The organism is Pseudoalteromonas sp. Scap25 (assembly GCF_013394125.1).
Taxonomy (GTDB): Bacteria; Pseudomonadota; Gammaproteobacteria; order Enterobacterales; family Alteromonadaceae; genus Pseudoalteromonas.
Genome location: NZ_CP041327.1, coordinates 855,467 through 879,664 on the forward strand (window position 1 = coordinate 855,467; position 24,198 = coordinate 879,664).

23 protein-coding genes and 1 riboswitch are annotated in these 24,198 nt (G+C 39.5%); of the genes, 17 read left to right on the top strand and 6 right to left on the bottom strand.

Going from position 1 to position 24,198, the window contains the following annotated elements; translation table 11 throughout:
- The 4 genes from FLM54_RS03920 to FLM54_RS03935 are packed head-to-tail and all read left to right on the top strand — an operon-like array spanning position 1 to position 2,989.
- Entirely contained in the window at positions 1 to 624 is a 624-nt protein-coding gene (locus tag FLM54_RS03920) for a flavin prenyltransferase UbiX (protein WP_178955307.1), read from the top strand.
- Complete coding sequence (locus FLM54_RS03925; protein WP_178955309.1) at positions 621 to 1,550, top strand: ABC transporter ATP-binding protein; 930 nt, start codon at positions 621 to 623, stop codon at positions 1,548 to 1,550. The genes FLM54_RS03920 and FLM54_RS03925 overlap by 4 nt, the downstream gene beginning before the upstream one ends.
- Entirely contained in the window at positions 1,551 to 2,318 is a 768-nt protein-coding gene (locus FLM54_RS03930) for an ABC transporter permease (RefSeq protein WP_010391022.1), read from the top strand. It abuts the gene before it with no gap.
- A complete protein-coding gene (locus FLM54_RS03935; RefSeq protein ID WP_178955311.1) occupies positions 2,318 to 2,989 on the top strand; it encodes a tRNA (guanosine(46)-N(7))-methyltransferase TrmB in 672 nt (223 codons plus the stop codon). Before FLM54_RS03930 ends, FLM54_RS03935 begins: the two co-directional genes overlap by 1 nt.
- Here FLM54_RS03935 and FLM54_RS03940 read toward each other — a convergent pair.
- Positions 2,986 to 4,854: a GGDEF domain-containing protein gene (locus FLM54_RS03940; RefSeq protein ID WP_178955313.1), complete on the bottom strand. Its 1,869-nt coding sequence runs from the start codon at positions 4,852 to 4,854 to the stop codon at positions 2,986 to 2,988. The genes FLM54_RS03935 and FLM54_RS03940 overlap by 4 nt on opposite strands.
- A gap of 259 nt (positions 4,855 to 5,113) precedes the next feature.
- Here FLM54_RS03940 and panP point away from each other — a divergent pair, with 259 nt between their 5' ends.
- Entirely contained in the window at positions 5,114 to 6,739 is a 1,626-nt protein-coding gene (gene panP / locus FLM54_RS03945) for a pyridoxal-dependent aspartate 1-decarboxylase PanP (RefSeq protein ID WP_178955315.1), read from the top strand.
- Positions 6,740 to 6,988: 249 nt separating this feature from the next.
- Here the strand turns inward: panP and argE are convergent, their stop codons facing one another.
- The gene (argE, locus tag FLM54_RS03950) at positions 6,989 to 8,134 is read right to left on the bottom strand and encodes an acetylornithine deacetylase (protein WP_178955317.1); all 1,146 of its coding nucleotides are present in this window, start codon (positions 8,132 to 8,134) and stop codon (positions 6,989 to 6,991) included.
- Positions 8,135 to 8,355: 221 nt separating this feature from the next.
- On the opposite strand from argE, the gene argC reads away from it, so the two are divergent.
- From argC to FLM54_RS03990, 8 genes are all read left to right on the top strand, one after another.
- Positions 8,356 to 9,369 carry an N-acetyl-gamma-glutamyl-phosphate reductase gene (gene argC / locus FLM54_RS03955; protein ID WP_178955319.1) on the top strand — a complete coding sequence of 338 codons (1,014 nt, stop codon included), beginning with the start codon at positions 8,356 to 8,358 and terminating at the stop codon, positions 9,367 to 9,369.
- Complete coding sequence (gene argB, locus FLM54_RS03960; RefSeq protein ID WP_178955321.1) at positions 9,366 to 10,133, top strand: acetylglutamate kinase; 768 nt, start codon at positions 9,366 to 9,368, stop codon at positions 10,131 to 10,133. The genes argC and argB overlap by 4 nt, the downstream gene beginning before the upstream one ends.
- A 7-nt stretch (positions 10,134 to 10,140) precedes the next feature.
- Positions 10,141 to 11,073 (top strand): ornithine carbamoyltransferase, encoded by a 933-nt coding sequence (locus tag FLM54_RS03965; protein ID WP_010391031.1) that lies wholly within the window; start codon positions 10,141 to 10,143, stop codon positions 11,071 to 11,073.
- Positions 11,070 to 12,272 carry an argininosuccinate synthase gene (locus tag FLM54_RS03970; protein ID WP_138605071.1) on the top strand — a complete coding sequence of 401 codons (1,203 nt, stop codon included), beginning with the start codon at positions 11,070 to 11,072 and terminating at the stop codon, positions 12,270 to 12,272. The genes FLM54_RS03965 and FLM54_RS03970 overlap by 4 nt, the downstream gene beginning before the upstream one ends.
- Positions 12,273 to 12,324: 52 nt before the next feature.
- Positions 12,325 to 14,190 carry an argininosuccinate lyase gene (gene argH / locus FLM54_RS03975; RefSeq protein ID WP_138605069.1) on the top strand — a complete coding sequence of 622 codons (1,866 nt, stop codon included), beginning with the start codon at positions 12,325 to 12,327 and terminating at the stop codon, positions 14,188 to 14,190.
- 251 nt (positions 14,191 to 14,441) lie between these two features.
- Complete coding sequence (locus tag FLM54_RS03980) at positions 14,442 to 14,642, top strand: hypothetical protein (RefSeq protein ID WP_076920190.1); 201 nt, start codon at positions 14,442 to 14,444, stop codon at positions 14,640 to 14,642.
- Positions 14,643 to 14,656: 14 nt separating this feature from the next.
- Positions 14,657 to 15,193 (top strand): hypothetical protein, encoded by a 537-nt coding sequence (locus FLM54_RS03985; RefSeq protein ID WP_138605067.1) that lies wholly within the window; start codon positions 14,657 to 14,659, stop codon positions 15,191 to 15,193.
- 500 nt (positions 15,194 to 15,693) lie between these two features.
- Positions 15,694 to 16,206 carry a hypothetical protein gene (locus FLM54_RS03990; RefSeq protein ID WP_178956842.1) on the top strand — a complete coding sequence of 171 codons (513 nt, stop codon included), beginning with the start codon at positions 15,694 to 15,696 and terminating at the stop codon, positions 16,204 to 16,206.
- 20 nt (positions 16,207 to 16,226) lie between these two features.
- Here FLM54_RS03990 and coaD read toward each other — a convergent pair whose 3' ends face one another.
- Positions 16,227 to 16,718, bottom strand: coding sequence for a pantetheine-phosphate adenylyltransferase (coaD, locus tag FLM54_RS03995; RefSeq protein WP_138605064.1), 492 nt, complete (start codon positions 16,716 to 16,718; stop codon positions 16,227 to 16,229).
- 442 nt (positions 16,719 to 17,160) lie between these two features.
- Here coaD and FLM54_RS04000 point away from each other — a divergent pair, with 442 nt between their 5' ends.
- Together FLM54_RS04000 and thiI are read left to right on the top strand one after the other, a co-directional pair.
- Positions 17,161 to 17,814, top strand: coding sequence for a TetR/AcrR family transcriptional regulator (locus FLM54_RS04000; RefSeq protein WP_010391043.1), 654 nt, complete (start codon positions 17,161 to 17,163; stop codon positions 17,812 to 17,814).
- 100 nt (positions 17,815 to 17,914) lie between these two features.
- Positions 17,915 to 19,372: a tRNA uracil 4-sulfurtransferase ThiI gene (gene thiI, locus FLM54_RS04005; protein ID WP_178955323.1), complete on the top strand. Its 1,458-nt coding sequence runs from the start codon at positions 17,915 to 17,917 to the stop codon at positions 19,370 to 19,372.
- A gap of 26 nt (positions 19,373 to 19,398) precedes the next feature.
- On the opposite strand, the gene FLM54_RS04010 is transcribed toward thiI, so the two are convergent.
- Positions 19,399 to 20,301 carry a ketopantoate reductase family protein gene (locus FLM54_RS04010; RefSeq protein WP_178955325.1) on the bottom strand — a complete coding sequence of 301 codons (903 nt, stop codon included), beginning with the start codon at positions 20,299 to 20,301 and terminating at the stop codon, positions 19,399 to 19,401.
- Positions 20,294 to 20,644 (bottom strand): VanZ family protein, encoded by a 351-nt coding sequence (locus FLM54_RS04015; protein ID WP_008113182.1) that lies wholly within the window; start codon positions 20,642 to 20,644, stop codon positions 20,294 to 20,296. Before FLM54_RS04015 ends, FLM54_RS04010 begins: the two co-directional genes overlap by 8 nt.
- Positions 20,645 to 20,795: 151 nt before the next feature.
- On the opposite strand from FLM54_RS04015, the gene FLM54_RS04020 reads away from it, so the two are divergent.
- Together FLM54_RS04020 and FLM54_RS04025 are read left to right on the top strand one after the other, a co-directional pair.
- Positions 20,796 to 21,278 carry a YajQ family cyclic di-GMP-binding protein gene (locus FLM54_RS04020; RefSeq protein ID WP_008113183.1) on the top strand — a complete coding sequence of 161 codons (483 nt, stop codon included), beginning with the start codon at positions 20,796 to 20,798 and terminating at the stop codon, positions 21,276 to 21,278.
- 276 nt (positions 21,279 to 21,554) lie between these two features.
- Positions 21,555 to 21,720, top strand: a riboswitch (cobalamin riboswitch).
- A gap of 36 nt (positions 21,721 to 21,756) precedes the next feature.
- Positions 21,757 to 23,583, top strand: a complete 1,827-nt coding sequence (locus FLM54_RS04025) for a TonB-dependent receptor domain-containing protein (RefSeq protein ID WP_178955327.1) — start codon at positions 21,757 to 21,759, stop codon at positions 23,581 to 23,583.
- A 56-nt stretch (positions 23,584 to 23,639) separates the two neighbouring features.
- Here FLM54_RS04025 and msrA read toward each other — a convergent pair whose 3' ends face one another.
- A complete protein-coding gene (gene msrA / locus FLM54_RS04030) occupies positions 23,640 to 24,176 on the bottom strand; it encodes a peptide-methionine (S)-S-oxide reductase MsrA (RefSeq protein ID WP_138605671.1) in 537 nt (178 codons plus the stop codon).
- Positions 24,177 to 24,198: the final 22 nt, after the last annotated feature.

The following is a 24,198-nucleotide window of genomic DNA, read 5'->3' on the forward strand; positions in this document are numbered from 1 at the left end:
GTGCAATTTAAAGATACAATTACCTTAGCATTTAGTGGCGCATCAGGCGCACCATATGGATTAAGGCTGTTGGAAGTGTTACTTGAACAACAATTTCAAGTGTATGTGCTTATTTCAAGTGCCGCGCGTGTAGTTTTTGATACCGAGTCTAATATAAAGTTATCAGGGAATGAAGATAAAGCTACCGAGCAGTTAAGTGCATTATTTAACGCCAAGAGCGAACAATTAAAGGTATTTGGCAAAGATAACTGGTTCAGCCCTGTAGCTTCGGGCTCTGCAGCGCCGAAAAAAATGGTAGTATGTCCATGTAGCGCAGGATCTGTGTCTGCGATTGCAGTCGGCGCATCAGATAATTTATTAGAGCGCGCCGCCGATGTGGTGATAAAAGAGCGAGGTCAACTTATTTTAGTGCCACGCGAAACCCCGTTTAGCGAAATTCACTTAGAAAATATGCTTAAATTGTCGCGTTTAGGGGTCACTATCATGCCCGCTGCACCTGGTTTTTATCATCAACCACAAAGCATAGAAGACTTAGTTGATTTTATGGTGGCGCGAATTTTAGATCATTTAAATATTGAACATAATCTCACAAAGCGCTGGGGTTATGGTGAGGGTAAGAAATGAATAAGCAAAATATTGCTTTAAATATTGAAGGCCTTACCAAGGTTTACAAAAATGGGGTTGAGGCAGTAAAAGGCGTTGATTTACAAGTGCATGAAGGTGACTTTTTTGCACTGTTAGGTCCAAATGGAGCGGGTAAATCAACCACTATTGGGGTGATATCTTCTTTGGTAAATAAGACCAAAGGTAAAGTTGAAGTATTTGGTCATGATATTGATACCGACCTTGAAGCGGCGAAAGCCAACTTGGGCTTAGTGCCACAAGAGTTTAACTTCAGTCAGTTTGAAACCCTAAGCCAAATACTCGTTAATCAAGCAGGTTACTACGGTGTACCGCGCGGCGAAGCGCACAAACGTGCTGACAAGTACTTAGCACAACTTGGGCTACTTGAGAAAAAAGATAAGCAAGCGCGTACCCTTTCTGGTGGTATGAAGCGTCGCTTGATGATTGCACGCGCCTTAATGCATGAACCAAAGTTACTTATTTTAGACGAACCAACTGCGGGCGTTGATATAGAGCTGCGCCGCTCAATGTGGGAGTTTTTAAGACAAATCAACGAACAAGGCGTGACCATTATTTTAACCACTCACTACCTTGAAGAAGCCGAACTACTGTGTAAAAACATCGCTATAATTGATACCGGCCGTATAGTTGAAAACACCACCATAAAAGCCTTGTTGGCTAAATTAGACAAAGAAACCTTTGTATTGGATTTAAAACAGCCTACCAATCCGGTGACGCTTGAAGGGTATAATTTTACCATGACTGATGATCACACCATTGAAGTTGAGGTGGCTAAATCACAAGGGCTTAATGCTGTATTTAGCGCGTTAACCGAACAAGGTAATACTGTGCTAAGCATGCGTAATAAAGCAAATCGATTAGAAGAATTATTTGTAGGTTTATTAGAGCAAGGGCGGGGCGAATAAATGTTTAAATATGGCGTAGCCTTAAAAAGTATTTGGATTAAAGAGTGTATTCGCTTTTTGCGTATTTGGGTGCAAACCTTAGTGCCGCCAGCGATTACTATGAGCTTATATTTTGTTATTTTTGGGAACTTAATAGGCTCGCGTATTGGCGATATGGGCGGCTTTAGTTACATGGAGTTTATTGTTCCTGGCCTTATTATGATGTCAGTTATAACAAACTCTTACTCGAATGTGGCTTCGAGCTTTTACTCAACTAAGTTTCAAAAAAGTATTGAAGAGTTATTGGTTGCACCTGTGCCTAATTACATCATTGTGTTGGGTTATATGGGCGGAGGCATGACCCGAGGCATTATGGTGGGCTTTATTGTAACGTGCGTTTCTTTATTTTTTGTAGATATACAAATACATAATATTTTTGTGATTATAGCCACTGTTATTCTTACCTCGGCGGTGTTTGCCTTGGGCGGGTTAATCAACGCTATTTATGCAAACAGCTTTGATGACATAAGTATTATTCCGACCTTTATTTTAACGCCTCTAACTTATTTAGGCGGAGTGTTTTACTCAATCACTTTACTGCCTGATTTTTGGCAAATGGTATCGCAAATAAACCCGATCATTTATATGGTTAACGCATTCAGATACGGATTTTTAGGTGTTTCTGATGTTGATTTAACGGTTGCGATTGCGGTGTTGTTGGTGTTTATCAGCGTATTATTTACTTTAGCACTTACGCTAATTAAAAAAGGTGTGGGGCTAAGACACTAATGAGCGATGCAAATTCACGTAGTATTGTATCTAATCAAGCGGGACTTCATGAAAAGCTTGATGAAATAGTTAATAAACACTTACAAGCCGAGTTTAAAAAGCCAATTGCAGCGCATACTCAAACCGCATTTGATGAAGTTAATGCTAAGGTGCAAGCCTTTGATGGACCGCTTATTCTAGACTCCTGTTGTGGCGTTGGCGAAAGCACTGCTAATTTAGCGAAACGTCATCCTGATGCGTTAGTTGTGGGTATTGATAAGTCATCTCACCGACTTGATAAGCATGATGTTGAGTATAAACAAACTGAGAGTGGTCAATACATTTTGGTGCAAGCTGACTTAAATGATTTTTGGCGTTTAGCTGTCGCTGCTAATTGGCAGCCTACTCATCATTATTTGCTATACCCAAACCCGTGGCCTAAGTCTAAGCACATTCAACGGCGCTGGCATGGGGCGGCTATCTTCCCCTTTATTGTAAAACTAGGTGGTTTGCTTGAAGTGCGCAGTAACTGGGATATCTATGTTAAAGAGTTTGCCAGAGCGCTCGAATTAACAGGGCATCCATGTGAAACTGTATTGTTTGAATCAGACGAAGCAATTACCCCTTTTGAGCGTAAGTACTGGGCCAGTGGTCAGCAAAGCCACCGACTAGCCATTAATCTTAATAACTAATTCATTGCTTTTTTAAAGTCAGTAACATGTGGCGTTGATTTGCCAAGGTAGCTACCTTGCATCAGCGTCACATTTAGCTGGCTGAGCAACTCTGCAACTGTATTACTTTCTACCGCTTCAATAACCAATTCAAGTTCAAGCTGCTGAGCTATATCAGCGATATAGGTTATAAATAGCGACGTATTTGCATCATTTAACAGCTGCTTTGTGATTGCACCATCGAGTTTAATACCATCAACCTCCACTTTTAACGTATTGAGGGTATTAATAAATTCATTACCCCAGCAGTGCATCACCACCTTTGCTCCCTTACTTTTTACCATTGCGATAAATGACTTTATTTCGTAGTAATGTGAAATAACCTGCGACTCTAAAATTGAAATAGTGATATTTTCAGGATTAGGATAGCGATGAAGTTCATAGGCAATATGATCATAAATAGTGGGATCAGCAATGTTTTCAGCGCACACTGTTAGCTCCCAACAAATTGCCGATTTACGAAAACGTGAAACACATTGAGTAAATAGGGTATGGGTTAACATGCCATTCATACGCAGTCTATCTAGTGCATTTGCAAAGGTATCAGGGGTTAAAATCTCCCCTTGTGAAGTGACTATTCTCGGTGAGCAATCATACCTAATAACTTCATCGGTATGAGTATTTATAACCGGCTGGAAGTAAGGAACAACACGATGAGCATCAAATGCTTCACGAATTTCTTTTGCTATTTCAACATTATATAAATATAGAGATTTAGCGTCGTTAATTGCCTCACAGTAGTTAACTATGCTCTGATCGCTCTGCTTAGATTGCAGTAACGCAATATGAGCATTCTTAAGCAGTAATGACTTATTGCCTCTAGCTACACCAGCGTTAAGGGTAATATAAATAAAAGGCTGATTTAAAAACGGTATATTTTTATCATGTGACTGGATGATGCTATATAGCTCATCAAAGGGAGTTTCTTTATCAGTCAAAATAGCGAGTTTATTAGTTGCAATACGATAAATACGTGCGTGCAAACGGGCTTGCTGCTTAAAGTGAGTGAGCAGCTTTTTCATCACTTCATCGGCTGTTTTTGTGCCAAAAAAACGGCTGATATTATCAATTTCGTTCACTAAAATAATCGCAATTTGTAAATGATGTTCATTGCTTTTTTTTAGCCGTTTTTCTAAGGCAATATGATTTTCAAATCCGCTTGCATGGTCGCTCATTAATGAACGACGTACTCCATAGTAATAAAGAATATAAACTATTAATAAAATAATAATTACGCAGCAAAAATGAAACATAGATTGATATAAGTCTGTTTTTAACGCATTGCTAATTTTATCAACGCTAATATCTGCAGCTGTAATATAGGTTCTGCCATTTTTTGCCAGATGAGGAATATATACTGTTTTAGAATGGCCGCGATGCGCTGTTGAGGTTTCAAAAATAGGGGCCGTTGATAAAAATGCAGCCATAGTTATTGGCGTGGCTTCGGGATAAAGATCTAAAAACTGAGTAACTTTACCGTTATTTTGATCATCTTGAGTGTAGCTAGAGGCAGTAAAATAAACATTCTCATCAATCAGTACCATTGAATATAAATAATCTATATTTAAATCATTGGCCAATGCCGAAAGCTGGTCGGCTTTATTTTGATAGCTTGAAAAGCTAATTTCTTGCGCTACTTTATCGTGATAATCACTACCTAAAATGTACTTTACGCTGGTGGCTGCATTTAATAAACGATTATCAATGCTGCGTATCACATCATTATTGATGGCAGTGTAGGTGTAGTAACTGTAGATTATTAAGCTGACTAAAAAAAAGACGGTACCGAGCGCCAACCGAGTTAATTTTAGATTTCCTTTTAGCATGTAACATCCTTATTTTTTGTTAGATTTATTATACTTAAAAATTATAAATGCCCAATATTTTAATTACCCTTTGTACTAAATATAAAAAATAGTGAAATGTTATCTATTTTGTATTGTCTTTTATGGCTTAAAACGAGACATTTTTGTCATATTGCAGTAAAGTTAGCGCAATTTTTTAGAAATGCCGTTGCTTAAAAACACCTTAAATTAGCGTGTTTTACAAACTAACAGGTGTTTTAGTCACACACTAGGTATGAAGATGGATCAAAAGCGTTGTGCCGTCGCCTCTAAAGAAAGCCTCAAACGGATATTTACCGTTCCAGAGGCCCCTGACTCAACTTTGAGCAAAATAGAGCTTGAAATTTCGAGTAATTTAGCAGGTTTCTTAAACGAAAATATCGCGGCAATTGAAAAACCATTACATGAAATAGAAAAAGATTTTCAATCGGCGGCTATCCCTGAAGAGCCAACGTTTGTGTCTTGCTATGCCCAAGATATTATGGAACAGCTGGTTGCTCATTCTGTACATACCGCAGCGCCAAGCTTTATTGGTCACATGACATCTGCTCTGCCACATTTTTTACTGCCGCTTTCTAAATTAATGGTTGGGCTAAATCAAAACCTTGTAAAAATAGAAACCTCAAAAGCGTTTACCCCATTAGAGCGTCAAGTTTTAGGAATGATGCATCATCTAGCTTATGGACAAAATGATGGCTTTTATTCTAAATGGATGCACAGTGCAAAAACCTCTTTAGGAGCATTTTGCTCTGGTGGCACAGTAGCTAACATTACAGCACTTTGGATTGCCCGCAACCGCTTATTAAAAGCAGATGGCAACTTTAAAGGCATTGCTGCACAAGGTTTAGTGGCGGGAATGCTTCATTATGGTTACAAAGGACTGGCGGTTTTAATCTCTGAGCGAGGTCATTACTCGTTGGGCAAATCGGTAGATTTACTAGGTATTGGCCGTGAGAATTTAATTGGTATTAAAACATCGGCTGATAATAAAGTTGATGTAGATTCTATGCGAGAAAAAGCGCTAGAGCTTGAAGCGCAAGGCATTAAAGTGATGGCAATTATTGGTGTAGCCGGAACGACTGAAACTGGTAATATCGATCCACTTGAAGACATGGCTAATTTAGCACAAGAAATTAATTGCCATTTTCATGTTGATGCGGCGTGGGGCGGAGCTACTTTACTGTCTAATACCCATAGGCACCTTTTAAAAGGTATTGAGCATGCAGATTCAATCACCATTGATGCGCATAAACAAATGTATGTACCGATGGGAGCAGGTTTGGTGCTGTTTAAAGACCCTGCTGCAACTGATGCCATAGAGCATCATGCTGAATATATTTTACGTAAAGGCTCTAAAGATTTAGGCAGCCATACCCTTGAGGGGAGCCGCCCTGGTATGGCGATGTTAGTGCATGCTTGCTTACGTGTTATTGGTCGTAAAGGCTACGAAATGCTTATCGATCGCAGTATTAAAAAAGCCCGTTACTTTGCTGATTTGATAAAAGCAGATGAAGACTTTGAATTAATATCAGAACCTGAGCTATGTTTGCTAACTTATCGTTATGTCCCTAAGCAAATTAAAAATGCGATAGCACAGGCCAACGCACAAACCCGTTTAGATATTTTTGCCGCGCTTAATCGTTTTACTGCAAGCATGCAAAAACGTCAACGTGAATCAGGTCGCTCGTTTGTATCGCGTACACGTTTAACGCCAGTTCAATATGATAACCAACCAACCGTGGTATTTAGAGTGGTGCTTGCGAATCCGCTTACATCAGGTGCAATATTAAAAGAGATATTAGATGAGCAGAAAGAACTAGCTCAAACCGACCCTGTATTTAAAAAGTATTTACGAAAATATATGTAACTAACCTGAACTCTGGTTAAGAGATTTACTAACATATTGAATCAAAGATGATATTTATGTTTATTTTCTCTAGCCAGAGATTTTCAGTGAAAACAAGGCGAACTTACGCGTCAATAGCTAGCCTATTGCAAGTAAATTCAACGCAGTTAGCGCTAAAAATAGCTGCTTGAGATAGATATATTACTCAGAGTTCAGGTTAAATATAAATGCTATAAAAAAGACGCTTAATAGCGTCTTTTTTGTTACTGATTAAAAGCAACTCGCCTTTATGAGGTTGCTGATAATTTGTTGCGAAGGCTTTATTTTTTCCATCGCTAAATATTCATCGGGCTGATGCGCTTGGTTAATTGAACCCGGTCCCATGACGATGGTTTCACAACCCAGTTGTTGTATAAATGGTGCCTCAGTACAGTAATTAACAGCCACTGCTTTTTGCCCTGCTATATTTTCGGCAAGTTTAACTAACGCGCTGTCTGTGCTTCCTGTAAATGCTGGAATTGGCTCATGTAAATCAATCACACTGACCGAATTAGGGTATTGCTGATTTATATCGTAGGTTGCATCAAGCAGCAATGCTTGCAGCTCTTGTACACTTAAGCCAGGAAGAGGGCGCATATCAATGTGCATTTCACAGCAACCGCAAATCCGATTCGCATTATCGCCCCCATGAATATTGCCTAAATTGAGCGTTGGGTAAGGAATTTCAAAGTGATTTATTGAATATTTATTCTTAAGTTGTTCTTTTAAGATTAGCAATTTTGTAATCACTTTATGCATCACTTCGATGGCGTTAAGACCCCGTTCGGGATCTGAGCTATGTCCTGAACGGCCGACAACTCTTATTGCTGTACTCATATGACCTTTATGAGTAAATACCGGCGTCATATCAGTAGGTTCACCAATAATACAGCGACTTGGCTTTAAATTTGGGTGCTTACAGATTTGTTGTGCGCCAGCCATAGTGGTTTCTTCGTCTGCGGTGGCTAATATTAAAATTGGTTGTGTTTGTTGCTTTTCATCAAGCTCACTAATAGCCTGCAGTACAAAAGCAAAAAAACCTTTCATATCAATGCTACCTAAGCCATATAGTTTATTATCTCGCTCAGTTAATTTAAATGGGTTGTGATTCCAACGACTATCATCAAATGGCACCGTATCAGTGTGACCTGCCAGCATTAAACCGCCGTCACCTTGACCGCGTTTTGCTAATAAGTTGTAGCGGCCTTTGTTGCCTTTTAATTCTATTATTTCACAGGTAAAACCTAAGCTTTGACACCATTGCGCTAGCAATTCAATGACACTCTTATTACTCATGCATAAATGATCTTCAATGGCACTAATAGAGGGGGCAGCAATCAATTGCTGGTACATCGAAATAAATGACGGCAGAGACATAAAAAATTCCAAAATAAGTATTCATTTTAATTGCATAACAATATAAAAGTATTTATGATGAATATCAATTCACTTTTTAAGCATAAATATATTAAAGTTACGCCATGAAAATAATACGACGATAGTTATCACTCATAAATTTAATCTGTTTGGCTGGGTTATACCCTAGTGTAAACAAACAACATGGAATGTGGTCACTAATTTTAGATAAAGAGTAAATAATGAACGTAGTAATTATAGGTGCCAGCGGTTACAGCGGCGCAGAACTGGCTAGCTTAGTAGCAAAACATCCAACTCTTTCGCTAACTGGCTGTTATGTATCAGCGCAAAGTTTAGATAAACATAAATTGCTTAGTGAATTGTATCCTGAGCATTTAGGATTACTTGATTTACCTCTGCAGCCACTAAATGAACATGCACTTGCTGATATCACTCATTCAGCAGATTACGTTTGTCTGTGCACCGATCATAAAGTAAGTGTGGATTTAGCGCCTCAGTTTTTAGCGATGGGCAAAAAGGTATTTGACCTTTCCGGTGGCTATCGTCTTGCAAGTAATGATGATTACGTTACTTATTATGGTTTTGAACACCAACACCCAGAACTACTTAATCAAGCGGCTTATGGTCTTGCTGAATGGAATAGTAAAGCCATTACTGATGCTCAGTTAATTGCTGTTGCTGGCTGCTATCCAACGGCTGCATTAAATGCATTAAAGCCTCTTCAGCAAGCGTGTTTGTTGAGTGATGAAAAAATTATTATTAATGCAGTTTCTGGCGTAACGGGCGCAGGGCGTAAAGCCAGCCTAGGGACTCATTTTTGTGAGGTATCACTTGCACCCTATGGTTTGTTTAATCACCGTCACGGGCCTGAAATACAACAGCACCTAGGTCATGAGGTGTTATTTACTCCTCATTTAGGTAATTTTCCGCGCGGTATTTTAGAAACTATTTATGTGCAATTAAAGCCGGGTGTGACCAGTGAGCAAGTAGCTAAAGCTTATCAAGTATTGGCTGATGAGCCATTAATTCGTTTGCTTGGCAGCAAAATCCCTTCGATTAAAGGGGTGGCCAAACAACCTTATGTAGATATTGCGTGGCAGCAGCAAGGCTCACAGTTAATAGTAATGGCAGCAATTGACAACTTATTAAAAGGGGCAGCTGGTCAGGCTTTGCAATGTATTAATTTATCAATGGGGCTTCCCCACACTACAGGTCTAATAGGAGCGTTTAGATGAGCAGTAAAACGTGGGTTATTAAACTCGGTGGTGCAGTACTCAATACTGAAAATGCCGCTAAAGCATTATTTGAAATACTCAACGAGCAAGATGATGCTCAGTTTGTGATTGTGCATGGTGGTGGCTCATTAGTTGATAGCTGGTTAAAAGAGGCTGGTTTTGCCAGTGCTAAACACCAAGGTTTACGTATTAGCCCTAAAGAACAGATGCCTTATATTGTTGGAGCCCTTGCGGGTGCGGCAAACAAACAACTCATGGCGCAAGCAATTAGTGTTGGTCATAAGCCGGTGGGGTTAAGTTTATATGAAGCAGGGATCACCGCCTCGCAAAAATTAAAAGCATTGGGTCAAGTAGGTCAATGTCACAACAATGCTGATTCTATTATTGATGATTTACTCAGTGTTGGCCGGTTACCAATCATCAGCTCTATCGGCTTTGATGAACAGGGCTTGTTATACAACGTTAATGCAGATGAAGCAGCCGCCGCAATGGCAAATAATTTAAATGCAGAACTTATTTTTATGACGGACGTAGAGGCGGTACTTGATGCCAATAAGCAGCCTTTACATCAACTTGACACAAAACACATTGATACTTTAATTGCAGAGGGAGTAATTGTGGGCGGGATGGAGGTCAAAGTTAAGACCAGTCTTCACGCTGCCCAACATTTACGACGCGGTGTGTACATTTCCAGCTGGCAAAAGCCAGAAAACTTAACTGCTTTGCTGCAAGGCGAGCATGTCGGAACTAAAGTAACACCATAGGTTGAACATGTTTAAAGATTTTTTAACGGGTCTAGAATTAGACCAACAAGGCGCACTAAATTTATTAAAGTTAGCGCAAGATATTAAAGAAAGCCCGAGTAAATATAGCCAAGTATTAGCTGGTAAGTCAGTGGTTACTTTGTTTGAAAAGCAAAGTTTACGTACTCGCCTTTCATTTGATATTGGTATAAACCGTTTAGGGGGCCATGCGGTTTACCTTGACCAACAAAATGGTGCAATGGGCGCCCGCGAATCAATAAAAGATTTTGCCTTAAATATTTCGACTTGGGCAGACGGGATTGTTGCGCGGGTTAATCAGCACAGTACGTTAACGACACTCGGTGAGTATTCATCCGTTCCTGTGATTAACAGTTTGTGTGATTTATATCACCCATGCCAAGCATTAGCTGATTTTTTAACGCTACAAGAAGTACATGGTGATGTTAGCCAGTTAAAGCTTGCCTACCTAGGTGAGGGCAATAATGTAACACACTCATTAATGCTATTAGCCGCTACTTTAGGAACAGACTTTGTCGCTGTAACACCAAAAGGCAGCTCACCTGATTCGCAAGTACTTAAAAAAGCAGAGCAAATAGCAGCGATGAATGGCGCTTCTGTAATGGTAAGTGACAGGGTTGAGGCTGCAGTAGGCGCTAATGTTGTTTACGCCGATACCTGGGTATCAATGGGGGATACAACTCCTCTTGAGCAAGTAAAAGAAAAATACATGCCTTATCAATTAAACCAGGCATTGTTAGAAAAAACCGGTGCAACTACGGTATTACATTGCCAACCGGCACACCGTGAGTTTGAAATTACTTCTGAGGTAATGGATGGCCCTGCATCAAAAATTATACAGCAAGCAGAAAACCGCATGCATGCGCAAAATGCGCTATTAGTTACATTGTTAAATCCAAATTTTGTTAAGGAACACCTATGAGTTCAATTAAAAAAGTCGTTTTAGCCTATTCAGGTGGTCTTGATACATCGGCTATCGTGCCATGGTTAAAAGAGAACTACGGCTGTGAAGTTATTGCCTTTGTTGCCGATGTTGGCCAAGGCGCTGAAGAACTTGAAGGCGTAGAAGCTAAAGCTATAGCGTCTGGTGCATCTGAGTGTTACGTGGTTGATTTAAAAGATGAGATGGTAAGCGATTATATTTACCCAACGCTTAAAACGGGTTCTATATACGAAGGAACTTATTTACTTGGTACCTCTATGGCGCGTCCAATTATTGCTAAAGCGCAAGTAGAAGTTGCGCGTAAAGTAGGTGCCGATGCACTTTCTCACGGCTGTACAGGCAAAGGTAACGACCAAGTACGTTTTGAGTCATGTTTTGCCGCACTCGCACCTGATTTAAAAGTGATTGCGCCATGGCGTGAGTGGGATTTATCAAGCCGTGAATCACTATTAGATTATTTAGCTGAGCGTGATATTCCATGTTCTGCGTCAGCAACAAAAATTTATAGTCGTGATGCGAACGCATGGCATATTTCACACGAAGGCGGCGAGCTTGAAGACCCATGGTGTGAGCCAAGCGAACAAGTATGGACCTGGACTAACTCACCAGAGCAAGCGCCTGATAAAGCCGAACATGTCACTTTATCGGTTGTTGAAGGTGAAGTAGTTGCCGTAAATGGCGAAGAGCTTAAACCTTATGATTGTTTAGTTAAATTAAACGATATTGCATCACCTCATGGTGTGGGTCGTGTCGATATTGTAGAAAACCGTTTAGTGGGCATGAAATCACGTGGTTGTTATGAAACGCCAGGCGGTACTGTGATCATGGCGGCGCTGCAAGCTATTGATGAGTTAGTACTTGATAAAGCGAGCCGTAAATGGAAAGAAGTACTCGGTGGTGAATTTTCACACTTAGTCTACGACGGTCGTTGGTTTACGCCGCTAAAAGATTCTATTTTAGCCGGTGCAGAAGCGCTGTCTACACTAGCAACGGGCGAAGTGGTACTGAAGCTTTATAAAGGCCAAGTCACTGCGGTTCAGAAAAAATCACCTAACAGTTTATATAGCGAAGATTTTGCTACCTTTGGTGAAGACGATGTTTATGACCAGTCGCATGCAGAAGGCTTTATTCGTTTATTCTCGCTATCAAGCAGAATCTCAGCATTAGCTAAAAAGTAATTTTTTATGCCCCTTGGAATTAAGGGGCTATTATCGGGTTTGGAGAAATTTCATGGCATTATGGGGCGGACGTTTTTCTACGGGTCCAGATGAAGCGTTTAAACAGTTTAACGATTCACTTCCCTTCGATTATCAATTAGCAGAGCAAGATATTATTGGCTCTGTTGCATGGGCTGGTGCACTTGAACAAGTAAGCGTGTTATCTAGTGATGAGCACAAAAAGCTGGTATCGGCACTTTATGAGTTACTTGAAGAGGTAAAAGCAGACCCAACGGCTGTAGCTACCTCAGGTGCAGAGGATATTCACTCGCATGTTGAAGCTGCACTAATTGAAAAAGTAGGTGATTTAGCTAAAAAGTTACACACAGGCCGAAGCCGTAACGACCAAGTTGCTACCGACTTTAGACTCTGGTGCCGCGATACCGCCGATCATATTTTAAAAGCGATTACGCAACTTAAAGCAGAGTTTATTGGCTTAGCTGAACGTGAACTTGGCACAATATTACCAGGTTATACCCACTTACAGCGTGCACAACCGGTGTTATTTAGCCATTGGTGTATGGCTTATGTAGAAATGCTTGAGCGTGATGAAAGTCGATTACAAGATGCCCAAGCACGAATGAATTATTGCCCACTCGGCAGTGGCGCTCTTGCAGGCACTGCATACCCGATTGACCGCCATGCACTTGCACAAGGGCTAGGATTTACTGGCGCGACTAAGAATAGTTTAGATGGCGTATCTGATCGTGACTTTGTGGTTGAGCTATTAAGCTGCGCGTCTATTTCTATGATCCACTTATCGCGGATGTCTGAAGACCTAATTTTTTATAACTCAGGCGAAGCTGGCTTTATTGAACTGGCCGATAATGTGACCTCGGGTTCATCTTTAATGCCACAGAAAAAAAACCCAGATGCATTAGAGCTAATTCGTGGTAAAACTGGCCGGGTGTTTGGTGCGTTTAGCGCAATGATGATGACTCTAAAAGCACTACCGCTTGCCTACAATAAAGACATGCAAGAAGACAAAGAAGGCATTTTTGATGCCATGCCAACATGGCTTGCGTGTATTCATATGGCACAAGCGTGTATTAAAGGTATAAAAGTGAAAGCAGATAAAACCCTTGCAGCGGCAAAAGGTGGCCACGCGAATGCAACCGAACTTGCTGATTATTTAGTGGCTAAAGGAGTGCCGTTCAGAGAAGGGCATCATATTGTTGGGGTGTTGGTGCAATTAGCTATTAGTGAAGGTAAAACGTTAGAGGAGCTTTCACTAGAGCAGTATAAATCAGTAAATCCAGTGTTTGAAGATGACGTGTATCCGGTACTTGAAATTGATGCCTGTATTAAGGCACGCCAAGCGCTTGGCGGTACATCATTAGAGCAAGTAAGCAAAGCGGTGAAAGACGCGAAAAAAAAACAGCAAATAACGGTTCGTGATGCCAACTTAGATGACGTAGAAGCAATTGCTAAACTCGTACAGCACTGGGCAACAGTAGGCGAAAATTTACCGCGAGCTAAAAGTGATATGGTGCACTCAATTAATGAGTTTGCCGTAACTGAGATAAACGGTCAGGTATCGGGTTGTGCTTCACTTTATATTTACGACACAGGATTAGCTGAAATACGTTCATTAGGCATTGATCCTAAAAGCGCAGTAACGGGGCAGGGACGAGAACTGGTTGAACACTTATTAGTGAAAGCCAAAAAATTGGCACTCAATCGTGTCATCGTTCTGACTCGTGTACCTGACTTTTTCGAAAATCAGCGGTTTAGTTTCTGTGATAAAGAGAGCCTACCTGAAAAAGTAATGAAAGATTGCGAGCTATGTTTACGCAAAGAAAACTGTGATGAAGTCGCAATGGAATATATGTTAAAGCTAAGTAATAGCATGGAGATCCCATGCAAAAACGTGGCTTGAGCAATCCCTAGGATAAAAAACGCACGGTGACCCCGATGCGTTTTTTTTTGAGTAAAATAAAATAATTTTTAAATTAACATACTATTAATTTAAAGTTGGCATATCGTTTGCTTTTATTATTCTGAAGCGAGTTGTTGAGTCAATTAACCAACATAGATTAAACGCGACTGCAGTTATTTACTAACTGCTGCAGGTGGTGTGATTTAAATTTGCGCCAATAATAAAATTTAATACTCAAGAGGATTAATCACATGCAAATTTCAGCGAACAGCCAAGTACAAATGCAAGCATACAATAAAACGCAACAATTAAAGCCTGCAATGGAACAAACTGCTAGCCCTAAAACCCTACAATCTGATACAGTTAGTATATCTCAAGAGGCGATGGCTGCTGCTGGCGGTAGTGCTGATCTCCAGCGTGGTAATACGATTCTTTTACCTCGTCCAAAGTGATAGAAAGGTAGTAAATGTTTTTAGCTGAGTTTTTTGGTCTGTTTTCTTTGTCAGCCCTAGTGACATGGGGCTTTTTAATGGCGTTTTTTTTTAACCTCTTTGTCTACAGCTTAGATGTTAAGAGGAGAACGACTTTATTACTCAGCTCATTAGTTATGGTAGTATCCTATTCCGTGACTGATTACTTATTTACATGGATTTCCTATTACAATACTACTTATTTTGATTGGGCAATACATGATTTAATAACCATAATTTGCCTAATTTTCGTTTACAAATTAAGTAAAACTACGACTCCTTCATTATTATATTTACTAATAGGCCTTTCAATTAATTTGATGTTAGCTTTGCTAATGCATTTAGATATTTTTATTAATAAAAATATTGAACCTTGGTTTTTGTGGGATATATACACGTTTGGAGTGACATTTATAGACCTAGTAATGATTGTTGCTCTAATTGTAGACAAAGACTTCTTAGGATTACACAAACTCAAAAATAAAATAGTATCATTATTCCTAAGACCTAAAATTGCAAGGGATTGTAACTAAGTTGTACATCGATTACAGCATGGTTGATTACGTAAGTGCTTTCACTCAATGGGGTTTTTTAATGGCATTTTTATACTCACTTGTTTCGAGTATTAATAAGCCAGACAAGTCGGTAACATACTTAGCCGCTATTATGTTTTCCTCTTACTTTTGTAGTGATTTTTTTCCGATATTAGAAAATGTATACTTAGACTGGATCCTCTTCGATTATATAACCATTTCTATTATTCTCATTTTATTGAATTTCTGTCTAAAAGCTCCCCTCGCTAGCTATTATATTATTTCAGGCTTACTAATAAATAGTCTGCTAACATTTTTCATTTATTATGACTTATTTGTACGTAATAATATTGATGAATGGTGGCTTTGGAGTGTTTACTCTTTAGGAGTAAACTTTATTGATGTATTAATGATTATTTCTTTGGTAATAAATACAAGTATCTTAAAAAAACGACAGGTAAAAAAACAACTTAATTTAGCTATTCGAAATAATGTTTCAAATGAATGACTTCTTGCTCAACCCATATGTATCTCTTTATCTAGGTGCGTTTGTTCAATGGGGCTTTTTAATGGCTTTTTTATACTCATTAGTAACGAGTATAAATACATCAAAAAAAGAGGCTTTATGGCTATCGCTAATCATGTCAATTTCATACTCTTCAAGCTTGTTCATTGATATTCAAAATATTTCTTACACGCAACTATTACTTTTTGACCTAATGACTATTTTGGCTATTTTAGTGGTAAGTAACTTCATAAATAAAAATACTATAACTTCTTATCTATTATTAGGACTGAGCATAAACTCACTGCTATTTTTTGGTATGCATTTAGATGTGCTAGTCTTTAATAACAGCACACCATGGTGGTTCTGGTCATTTTATTCTTTGGGAATTAATCTGATGGATTTTGTGATGATAGCTATTTTCTTTATTAATAAAGACTTTTTGGGTTTAGTGAGGTTTAAGAACTTTTTACTTCAAGCAAGAGCGAAGCTACCTAGCGCAACATAATGAAACGCTAGGCGTTGAGTTTAATGCTTGGTTTCCCCCAGCCTAGATTGCAGGGCTTTCATTACTATGCTATCAACAAACTCACTCACATCTCCGTTATGGCGCGCAACTTCTTTTACCAAGGTTGATGATATAAAGGTATTACGCTCAGCAGGTGTTAAAAATACACTTTCTAAATCAGGGTTTAAACGGCGGTTCATATTCGCGAGTTGAAATTCATAATCAAAATCAGAAACCGCTCTTATACCTCTAATCAATACATTTGCATTATGGTCGCGAGCCAGATCTGCTAGTAGCCCTGAAAAGCCAATGACTTTTACATTATCTAAATGGCTTAAAATCTCATTTGCTAAATCAACGCGTTCTTCTAAAGTAAAACACGGTTTTTTACTTGGGTTATGAGCAATAGCCACAATAACGGTATCGAACATTTTAGCCGCACGCTGAATTAAATCAGTGTGGCCGTTGGTAAGAGGGTCAAATGTGCCTGGGTAGATTGCGGTCACTTTCATAATATTTACTGTGTTATTATTTTTAGCCGTAGTGTAGCAGTGTTTAGTGTGCAAAGCAGCCTTGTAAGTAAATTGTGAAGAACTTCCTGCCTTGATTGTTTTAACGCTGACTATTTGTTTATACTAGGGCCTGTTGACCTTTCAGGATTAAAATTTGTTCTAACTAGGGACGATTTAATCGTGGCGCGAGGTTTGTAACCTAGTGGGCTAAGTAAAAGCCGAGCAACAAAGAGTTAATCGTCCCTAGGACGAACCTTCAGGCAGCGCGTGTTTGGTATTTATGCTGCGTTATCGCCTATTTATGGGGAATAACCACACTACATAGGCTCTGCCTTGCCAAAATACCAAACACACTGCTGCAAATTCAACCTCGAAAGATAAACAGGCCCTAGTGGATTGTTTTAATGCAGCATCGTATTTTCGAAAATTGAGTAATGAGTATATGAATACCAAGGATAAAATAATTCAAACCAGTATTTCATTGTTTAATGAACATGGTGAAAGAGCAATATCAACTAATCATATTGCATCGAGTTTAGGCATGAGTCCGGGTAATCTGTACTACCACTTTAAAAATAAAGAAGACATTATTCGCCACATATTTGCACTTTATCGTGACCATTTAAGTACTCACTTTAAGCCAGTTGATAAAGGCGACGATGCTTTTGAGCATCTTGGCCCTTATTTAGATTCGCTATTTGAATTAATGTGGCGCTATCATTTTTTTTACGACAACCTTGGCGATATTCTTGCTCGCGATAGCCATTTAAAACAGGGTTACATTGATTTTCAGCAGGAATTACTTGAGCAGGTACGTAACATCATTTTGGCCTTGCGGGATAGTGAAATTATTGCCATTGATGAACAAGATGCCATTGAACTTGCTCATACGCTAAAATTAACGGTTAGCTTTTGGACACCCTATATGAAAGCAAGAAGACTAAGTGGTGTGCTGGTTGAGCAAGATATATACCCTGGTATTGTAAAAGTACTGACTTTATTTAAGGCTTACAGTACAGAAAAAAGCGCAAATAAAATTAATCAGTTAAGAGACAAGTACGCACTTTTAGCAAATGCTGCCCCCCAGAATCCTTAAGCCTGTTGAGTTGGTTAGTTCCTAGGCGTTAAATTTTTTGCTATAATCCGCCGCGCCCAATGCCTGGGTGCGCGAATTCCCGCAGTCTAAGAGTTGAACTATGCTTAAATTTATCGTCAAACTTCACCCTGAAATAGCCATCAAAAGCCGTTCAGTCCGTAAACGCTTTACCAAAGTGTTAGAAAATAACATTAAAATTGTATTGCGTCGTGTTGACGAAAAAGTACAAGTACGTAATAACTGGGATAATATTTCAGTTGTTACAAAACTAGATGATGCTCAAACTCGCCTTGATTTTATTGATAGCTTGCAGCGCATTCCTGGCATCGTACAGTTTATTGAAGTGACCGAAACAGACTTTAAAACCCTTGATGACATCTATCAAAAAACCATTGCGTTAGTTGGCCACACTATTATTGGTAAAACCTTTTGTGTACGTGCTAAGCGCATAGGTCAACATGATTTTACTTCAACTGAATTAGAGCGCTACGTTGGTGGCGGGCTTAATCAACATGTTGAAGGAGCCCGAGTAAAGCTAAGCCGCCCTGAGGTAACGATTCGTTTAGAAATTAAAGACGAAAAAGCCTACATAGTGACGCAAACCCATTTAGGAATGGCGGGCTTTCCACTGCCAACACAAGACGATGTATTATCGCTTATGTCTGGTGGATTTGATTCTGGCGTTGCCAGTTATCAGATGATCCGTAAAGGCGCTCGTACACACTTTTTATTCTTTAACTTAGGTGGCGCTGCCCATGAAATTGGGGTTAAGCAAGCGAGCTACTACCTATGGAAGCAATACAGCTCTACGCATAAAGTTAAGTTTATTACCGTTGATTTTGAACCGGTTGTTGCTGAAATTTTAGAAAACGTTGAGAACAGCCAAATGGGTGTTGTGCTTAAACGTATGATGATGCGAGCGGGTAGTGCCGTTGCTGAAAAACTAAATATTCAAGCTTTGGTAACGGGTGAAAGTATAGGTCAGGTGTCTAGCCAAACCTTAGCTAACTTAAGTGTTATTGACCGTGTAACCGAAACGCTGATTTTACGTCCTCTTATTCAACATGATAAGCAAGAGATCATCAATATAGCGCGCCAAATAGGCACTGCAGAAATGGCAGAAACGATGCCTGAATACTGTGGTGTGATCTCTAAAAAGCCGACGGTTAAAGCCAAAATTGAAGTAATTAAAGCAGAAGAAGAGAAGTTTGATTTTGACGTATTAGATACCGTTATTGATAACGCCCGTGTTATGGATGTGCGCGATATTGATGTTGAGGCTAAGCAAGAGCTTAAAGAGGCAGAATCAGTTACAGAGTTACCAGAGGGAGCGGTTGTTGTTGATATTCGCTCACCTGAAGAAGAAGATGCTTCGCCGCTGGAAATTGAAGGTATTGAAGTTATCCACTTACCGTTTTTCCGCTTAGCAACTAAGTTTGGTGATTTACCTAAAGGTAAAGACTATTACTTATATTGCCAAAAAGGAGTAATGAGCCAATTACAAGCGCTTATTCTTCACGAAGAAGGCTTTAACACCGTAAAAGTATATCGTCCTTGATGGCTTAATATATTAGATGCGCGGATTTATTCCGCGCTTTTTTTTGCCAAAATTTCAGCAAGTAAGGCGTCATTATAAGGTGTTGCAATATGGTGCAGTTTTCCTTGCTCACTTATATAGCCACAAATTGCCATGATCTCAGTTTGCCTATTATGCAAAACGTCTTGATGCATAGATGAGTAATTCTCTGCGGTTAAACTCATCACCTTATAGGCGCGCTCGAGGGCATCAATAAGCTTAATATTAAGTTTAAGCGCGGTCGCAGTGTGGCACGCTTCAGTTAATAAATTAATAATTGAGCTATTAAACTGTGGCGCACGCAACTGGCCGTTTTTTATATTGTACAGAGCGGTTAATGGATTTATGGCAATATTAACCAGTAGCTTTTCAAACCGCAGTTGCTCAATATTATTACTGACAATTAATTGCGGAATAGTGTGTAATTGCGCACTAAGCTGTTTAATATTTTGCATAGCTAGTTGACTACAGCCCCCTAATACACTTTGCCCGTTTCCGGTATGCTGCACAATATTAGGGTTTGATTTGAACCCAGCCATGCTAGTGGTTAAAAAGTACAACGACTGCTGCTTTGTTAACTGTGCATTTAATTGTTCAACATTACCCATGCCATTATGACTCAGTACAATATGGGTATTATTACCAAGATAAGGCTTTACTTGGGCATAGGCTTGTTGCACTGCAAACGCTTTAACAGTGAATAAAACAATTTCAAATTCAGGAGCTTGAGCTAATTGCTGTTGTGAGATGAAAGTAGCGTTAATTTTTTCTGAAGGGGCATCACCACGGCTATAAAAGCGAGTGTTAAGGGTGCCTTTTTTAGTAAGAATATTAACAGTGTGATGTTTCGCTAAGAAATAGCTAAATAACAAGCCAATAGCACCATCACCAACAACAAGTATGTTAGCCATAACGCTTCTTTTTACGTAGTGTTAATAGGGCTTTAGCTAAAAAGTAGCTCGCCGCACCAATAAAGTCGGCAACAAAATCGGCCAGTGATGCTTGTCTGTAAGGAAGGCTATCTTGCATAATTTCTATTGCGGCACCATAGCCGGCTAACAGCAATATTTGTGCATATAACGGCAGTTTAAAGGCTTTATCCATTATAATGGCAAGTAAAAAGAAAATACCAAAATGCGCCACTTTATCTACATGCGGAAATAAGTTTGCAGCCCCTTTTACCTCTTTAGCAAATAAGAAGGTAAATGCGACAATACTAATTAAAAAAATAGCTTGGTAAACACGCCTCGTCACAAAAAATCCTAAAATCGTATAAAAAAGAAGCCTCAGTATATCAAACTAAATTAGTATCGCACCTGAACAAGATGCAGAAAAATGTAAAGATTTATCATTTTAACGTTATAATTGCCGCATAAAATTAAGATTAGCTAGTTAGGAGAACATCATGCCTTCATTTGATATTGTATCTGAAGTAGAAATGAACGAAGCACAAAACGCGGTTGATAACGCCAATCGTGAATTAGAAACACGATTTGATTTTAGAGGGGTCGATGCCTCAATTGAATTAAACGATAAAACAATTAAATTAAAAGCTGAAGCAGATGCTCAGGTTATGCAGTTGTTTGATATTTTAGCTGGGAAAGTTTCTAAGCGTGGAATGGACGTTGCGAGCTTAGAACTTCAAGAGATTTCTCGCGCAGGCAAAAATGTTTTTCGTAACGTTGCACTAAAGCAGGGTATCGAAAAAGATATGGCTAAAAAAGTAGTAAAAGCCATTAAAGATTCTAAAGTAAAAGTGCAAGCGGCTATTCAAGGCGAAGAAGTACGCGTAACGGGTAAAAAGCGTGATGACTTACAAGCTGCTATGCAAGTTGTACGCACTGCCGATTTAGGTCAGCCATTTCAGTTTAAAAACTTCCGCGATTAATTTATTGTTTCGAGCTAGGCACTATAGGCGCTTAGTTCAAAGCAACATGTATTTAGCCAAACACGCTATATTGTTTGGCTTTTTTATTTTTGAATCTATGATAATTACCGAGCCCCGAGCCCCGAGCCCCGAGCCCTGAGCCCCGAGCGAGCCCCGAGCCCTGAGCCCCGAGCCCGAGCCCCGAACCCCGAACCCCAAAAATCAAATTGTAGATGTTTAGACGTCCGTTGACATTTTTAAGTAAACAGATAACAATAGCAGCCTATTTTCAAGGTGCTTGCTAAACACTTCAAAGGTGTGATTTTTTTAGTAGGATAATCGGGAAGTTGGTGCGTTTTCATTGATGAAGTCAATCCCAACACTGCCCCCGCAACGGTAAAGTTATGCTGTATTTTATTATGGTAACTGAGTCCGGAGACCGGCCTTGATGTAATCTTACTTACTAACATCTTTGCGGTGGGCAGAGATAGGGAACATCATGATAAATAAAACTGCATTGGGTGTGGCTATTTCGGCTGCGCTGTCTTTTTCTGCATCTGCAGAACAAACCATTGAAAGAATAACCGTTACTGCAAATAAATTTGAACAATCAATCAATAATGTACTTGCCAGTGTTAATGTTATTGAACGCATAGATATTGAGCAAGGTAATTACCGAGATTTACCCACACTTCTAAGTACTCAGGTAGGCTTTCAAATAAACTCAAATGGCGGCTTTGGTCAAAACGCTGGTGTGTCCTTGCGTGGTACAGGCTCTGGTGATACGTTAATTTTGATTGATGGTGTTCGTACCGGTTCTGCAACGCTTGGCCAAAAAGCATTGAGTAACGTGCCTTTAAATAGTATTGAACGCATTGAAATAATTAAAGGGTCACGTGCCGCTGTCTATGGCTCTGATGCACTTGCTGGTGTTATTAACATTATTACGCGTGAGTCAGATAACCTTTCTGTTAGTGCAACATTTGGTTCAGACGCTTACCAAGATTATCAAATGGCAGGCTCTGTAAAGTCAAGCGATATGAGGAGTGCATTTAATGCAGGTTTTGAAAAAACAGATGGTTTTGATGTATTGCAAGGTGTAGCGCCAGATGAAGATGGTTATGAGAACAAAAACCTCGGTTTTAAAGTAAATTATAATGATGCACAGTACGGTGATTTTAAGTTATTAGGTCAATACAGCGAAGGCTTTGCTGATTACGATAGTCGCTTTAGTCCTGCCGATAGCACGATTGAACGCAATGACTTTGAAAATTATCAATTGTCTGCTGGTTGGAATAAAAACTATAAAAATCAGTCTCACGGTGTTGATATTGCACTTGTAACTGATGACTCAGATAACACTTATGTTAATTTTTCCACTGGTCTGCCAGTCACAAGTACGTTTATAACTCAGCGTACTCAAATTGATTACAATGGCCAATATCGTTTAGATGATACTTTAAATATTAGTGGCGGTATTAACTGGTATAAAGACGATGTGTCGCGCAGCTCTCAAGTATTTATTGAAGATAGTCGTGACGTGCTTGCAGTATTTGTAGGTGCCTATTACGGTACAGATAAGGTGCTTGCTAATCTAACTGTTCGCCAAGATGATGATGAACAGTTTGGTGATGAAACAACGTATACCGCGGCAGCGGGATATCATTTATCGAGTAATGCAACATTCCGTTTAAGCCAGAGCACAGGGTTTAAAGCGCCTACCTTTAACGATTTATATTACCCTGATTTTGGTAACCCTAATTTACAACCAGAAAAGTCCGTTAACCGTGAGCTTGGCTTAAATGTAGACTTTGATATTGCGCAAGTTGATGTCGCTATTTTTAGAAACGACATTGAGGATAAAATTGATTATGATGCAAACTTTGCATTAGCTAATATTGACGAGGCTCGCTTTGAAGGGGTTGAATTTAGTCTTTCTCAGCAGGTTTTTGGTTTTGATAGTCACCTTAATTTTGCATATTTAAGTGCGCAGAACAAAGAAACAGGCGCAGAGTTGCGTAATGTTGCTAAGCGTACATTTAATTGGGAGCTTAAAAAACAGTTTGGTAACTTTGATGCGCGTATCGATATGCAGTATCGCAGCGATCGTCAAGGTGCACAAACCCACTTAGGCTCTTACACACTATGGAATTTAGCGGGTAATTATCAAGTTAATCAAAATATTGAAGTATCGCTTCGCGTAGAAAACCTGTTCGATAAACAGTACAACGCCGTTGATTCACATCTAAGTTCTACAACAGCTCAAGCGTATTACTATAATACACCAGAACGTCGCTTGTTTGCTGGTATAAGCTATGAGTTTTAATTACTGAATTAGCACATATAATAAATGCCCGAATTTAAATCGGGCTTTTTAATGTGTTATTCCGTTAAAAACTCGCTAAATTCGGTTTCAAACTTGTGCAATTTAGGTGCAATTAAAATACTACAGTAGCCTTGTTCTGGGTTTTCATTGTAGTAGTCTTGGTGAAAACTTTCAGCAGGGTAAAAAGTGGTTGCTGGGCTTACCTCGGTTACTATAGGTTCGCTAACATGAGTTTGCAGCTCTGCAATAACGGCCTGTGTTTGCAATTGTTGTTGCTGATCATGGTAATACACAACGCTGCGGTATTGAGTACCTATATCGTTACCTTGGCGATTTAACTGGGTGGCATCATGCAAGGTAAAAAACATTGCGAGTAAGGTTTCAAAGCTTATCACACTAGAATCAAATTCAACCTTAATCACTTCTGCATGCCCGCTATTGCCTGTGCAAATAGCTTTGTAGGTTGGGTTATCAGTGTGCCCGCCCGTGTAACCAGAACAAACACTGAGTACACCTTTAACACGCCTAAATGCCGCATCAATACACCAAAAACAGCCGCCGCCGAGTGTTGCTACCTGTGTGGTCGAACTCATAAGTACTTCCTCAATTATATGG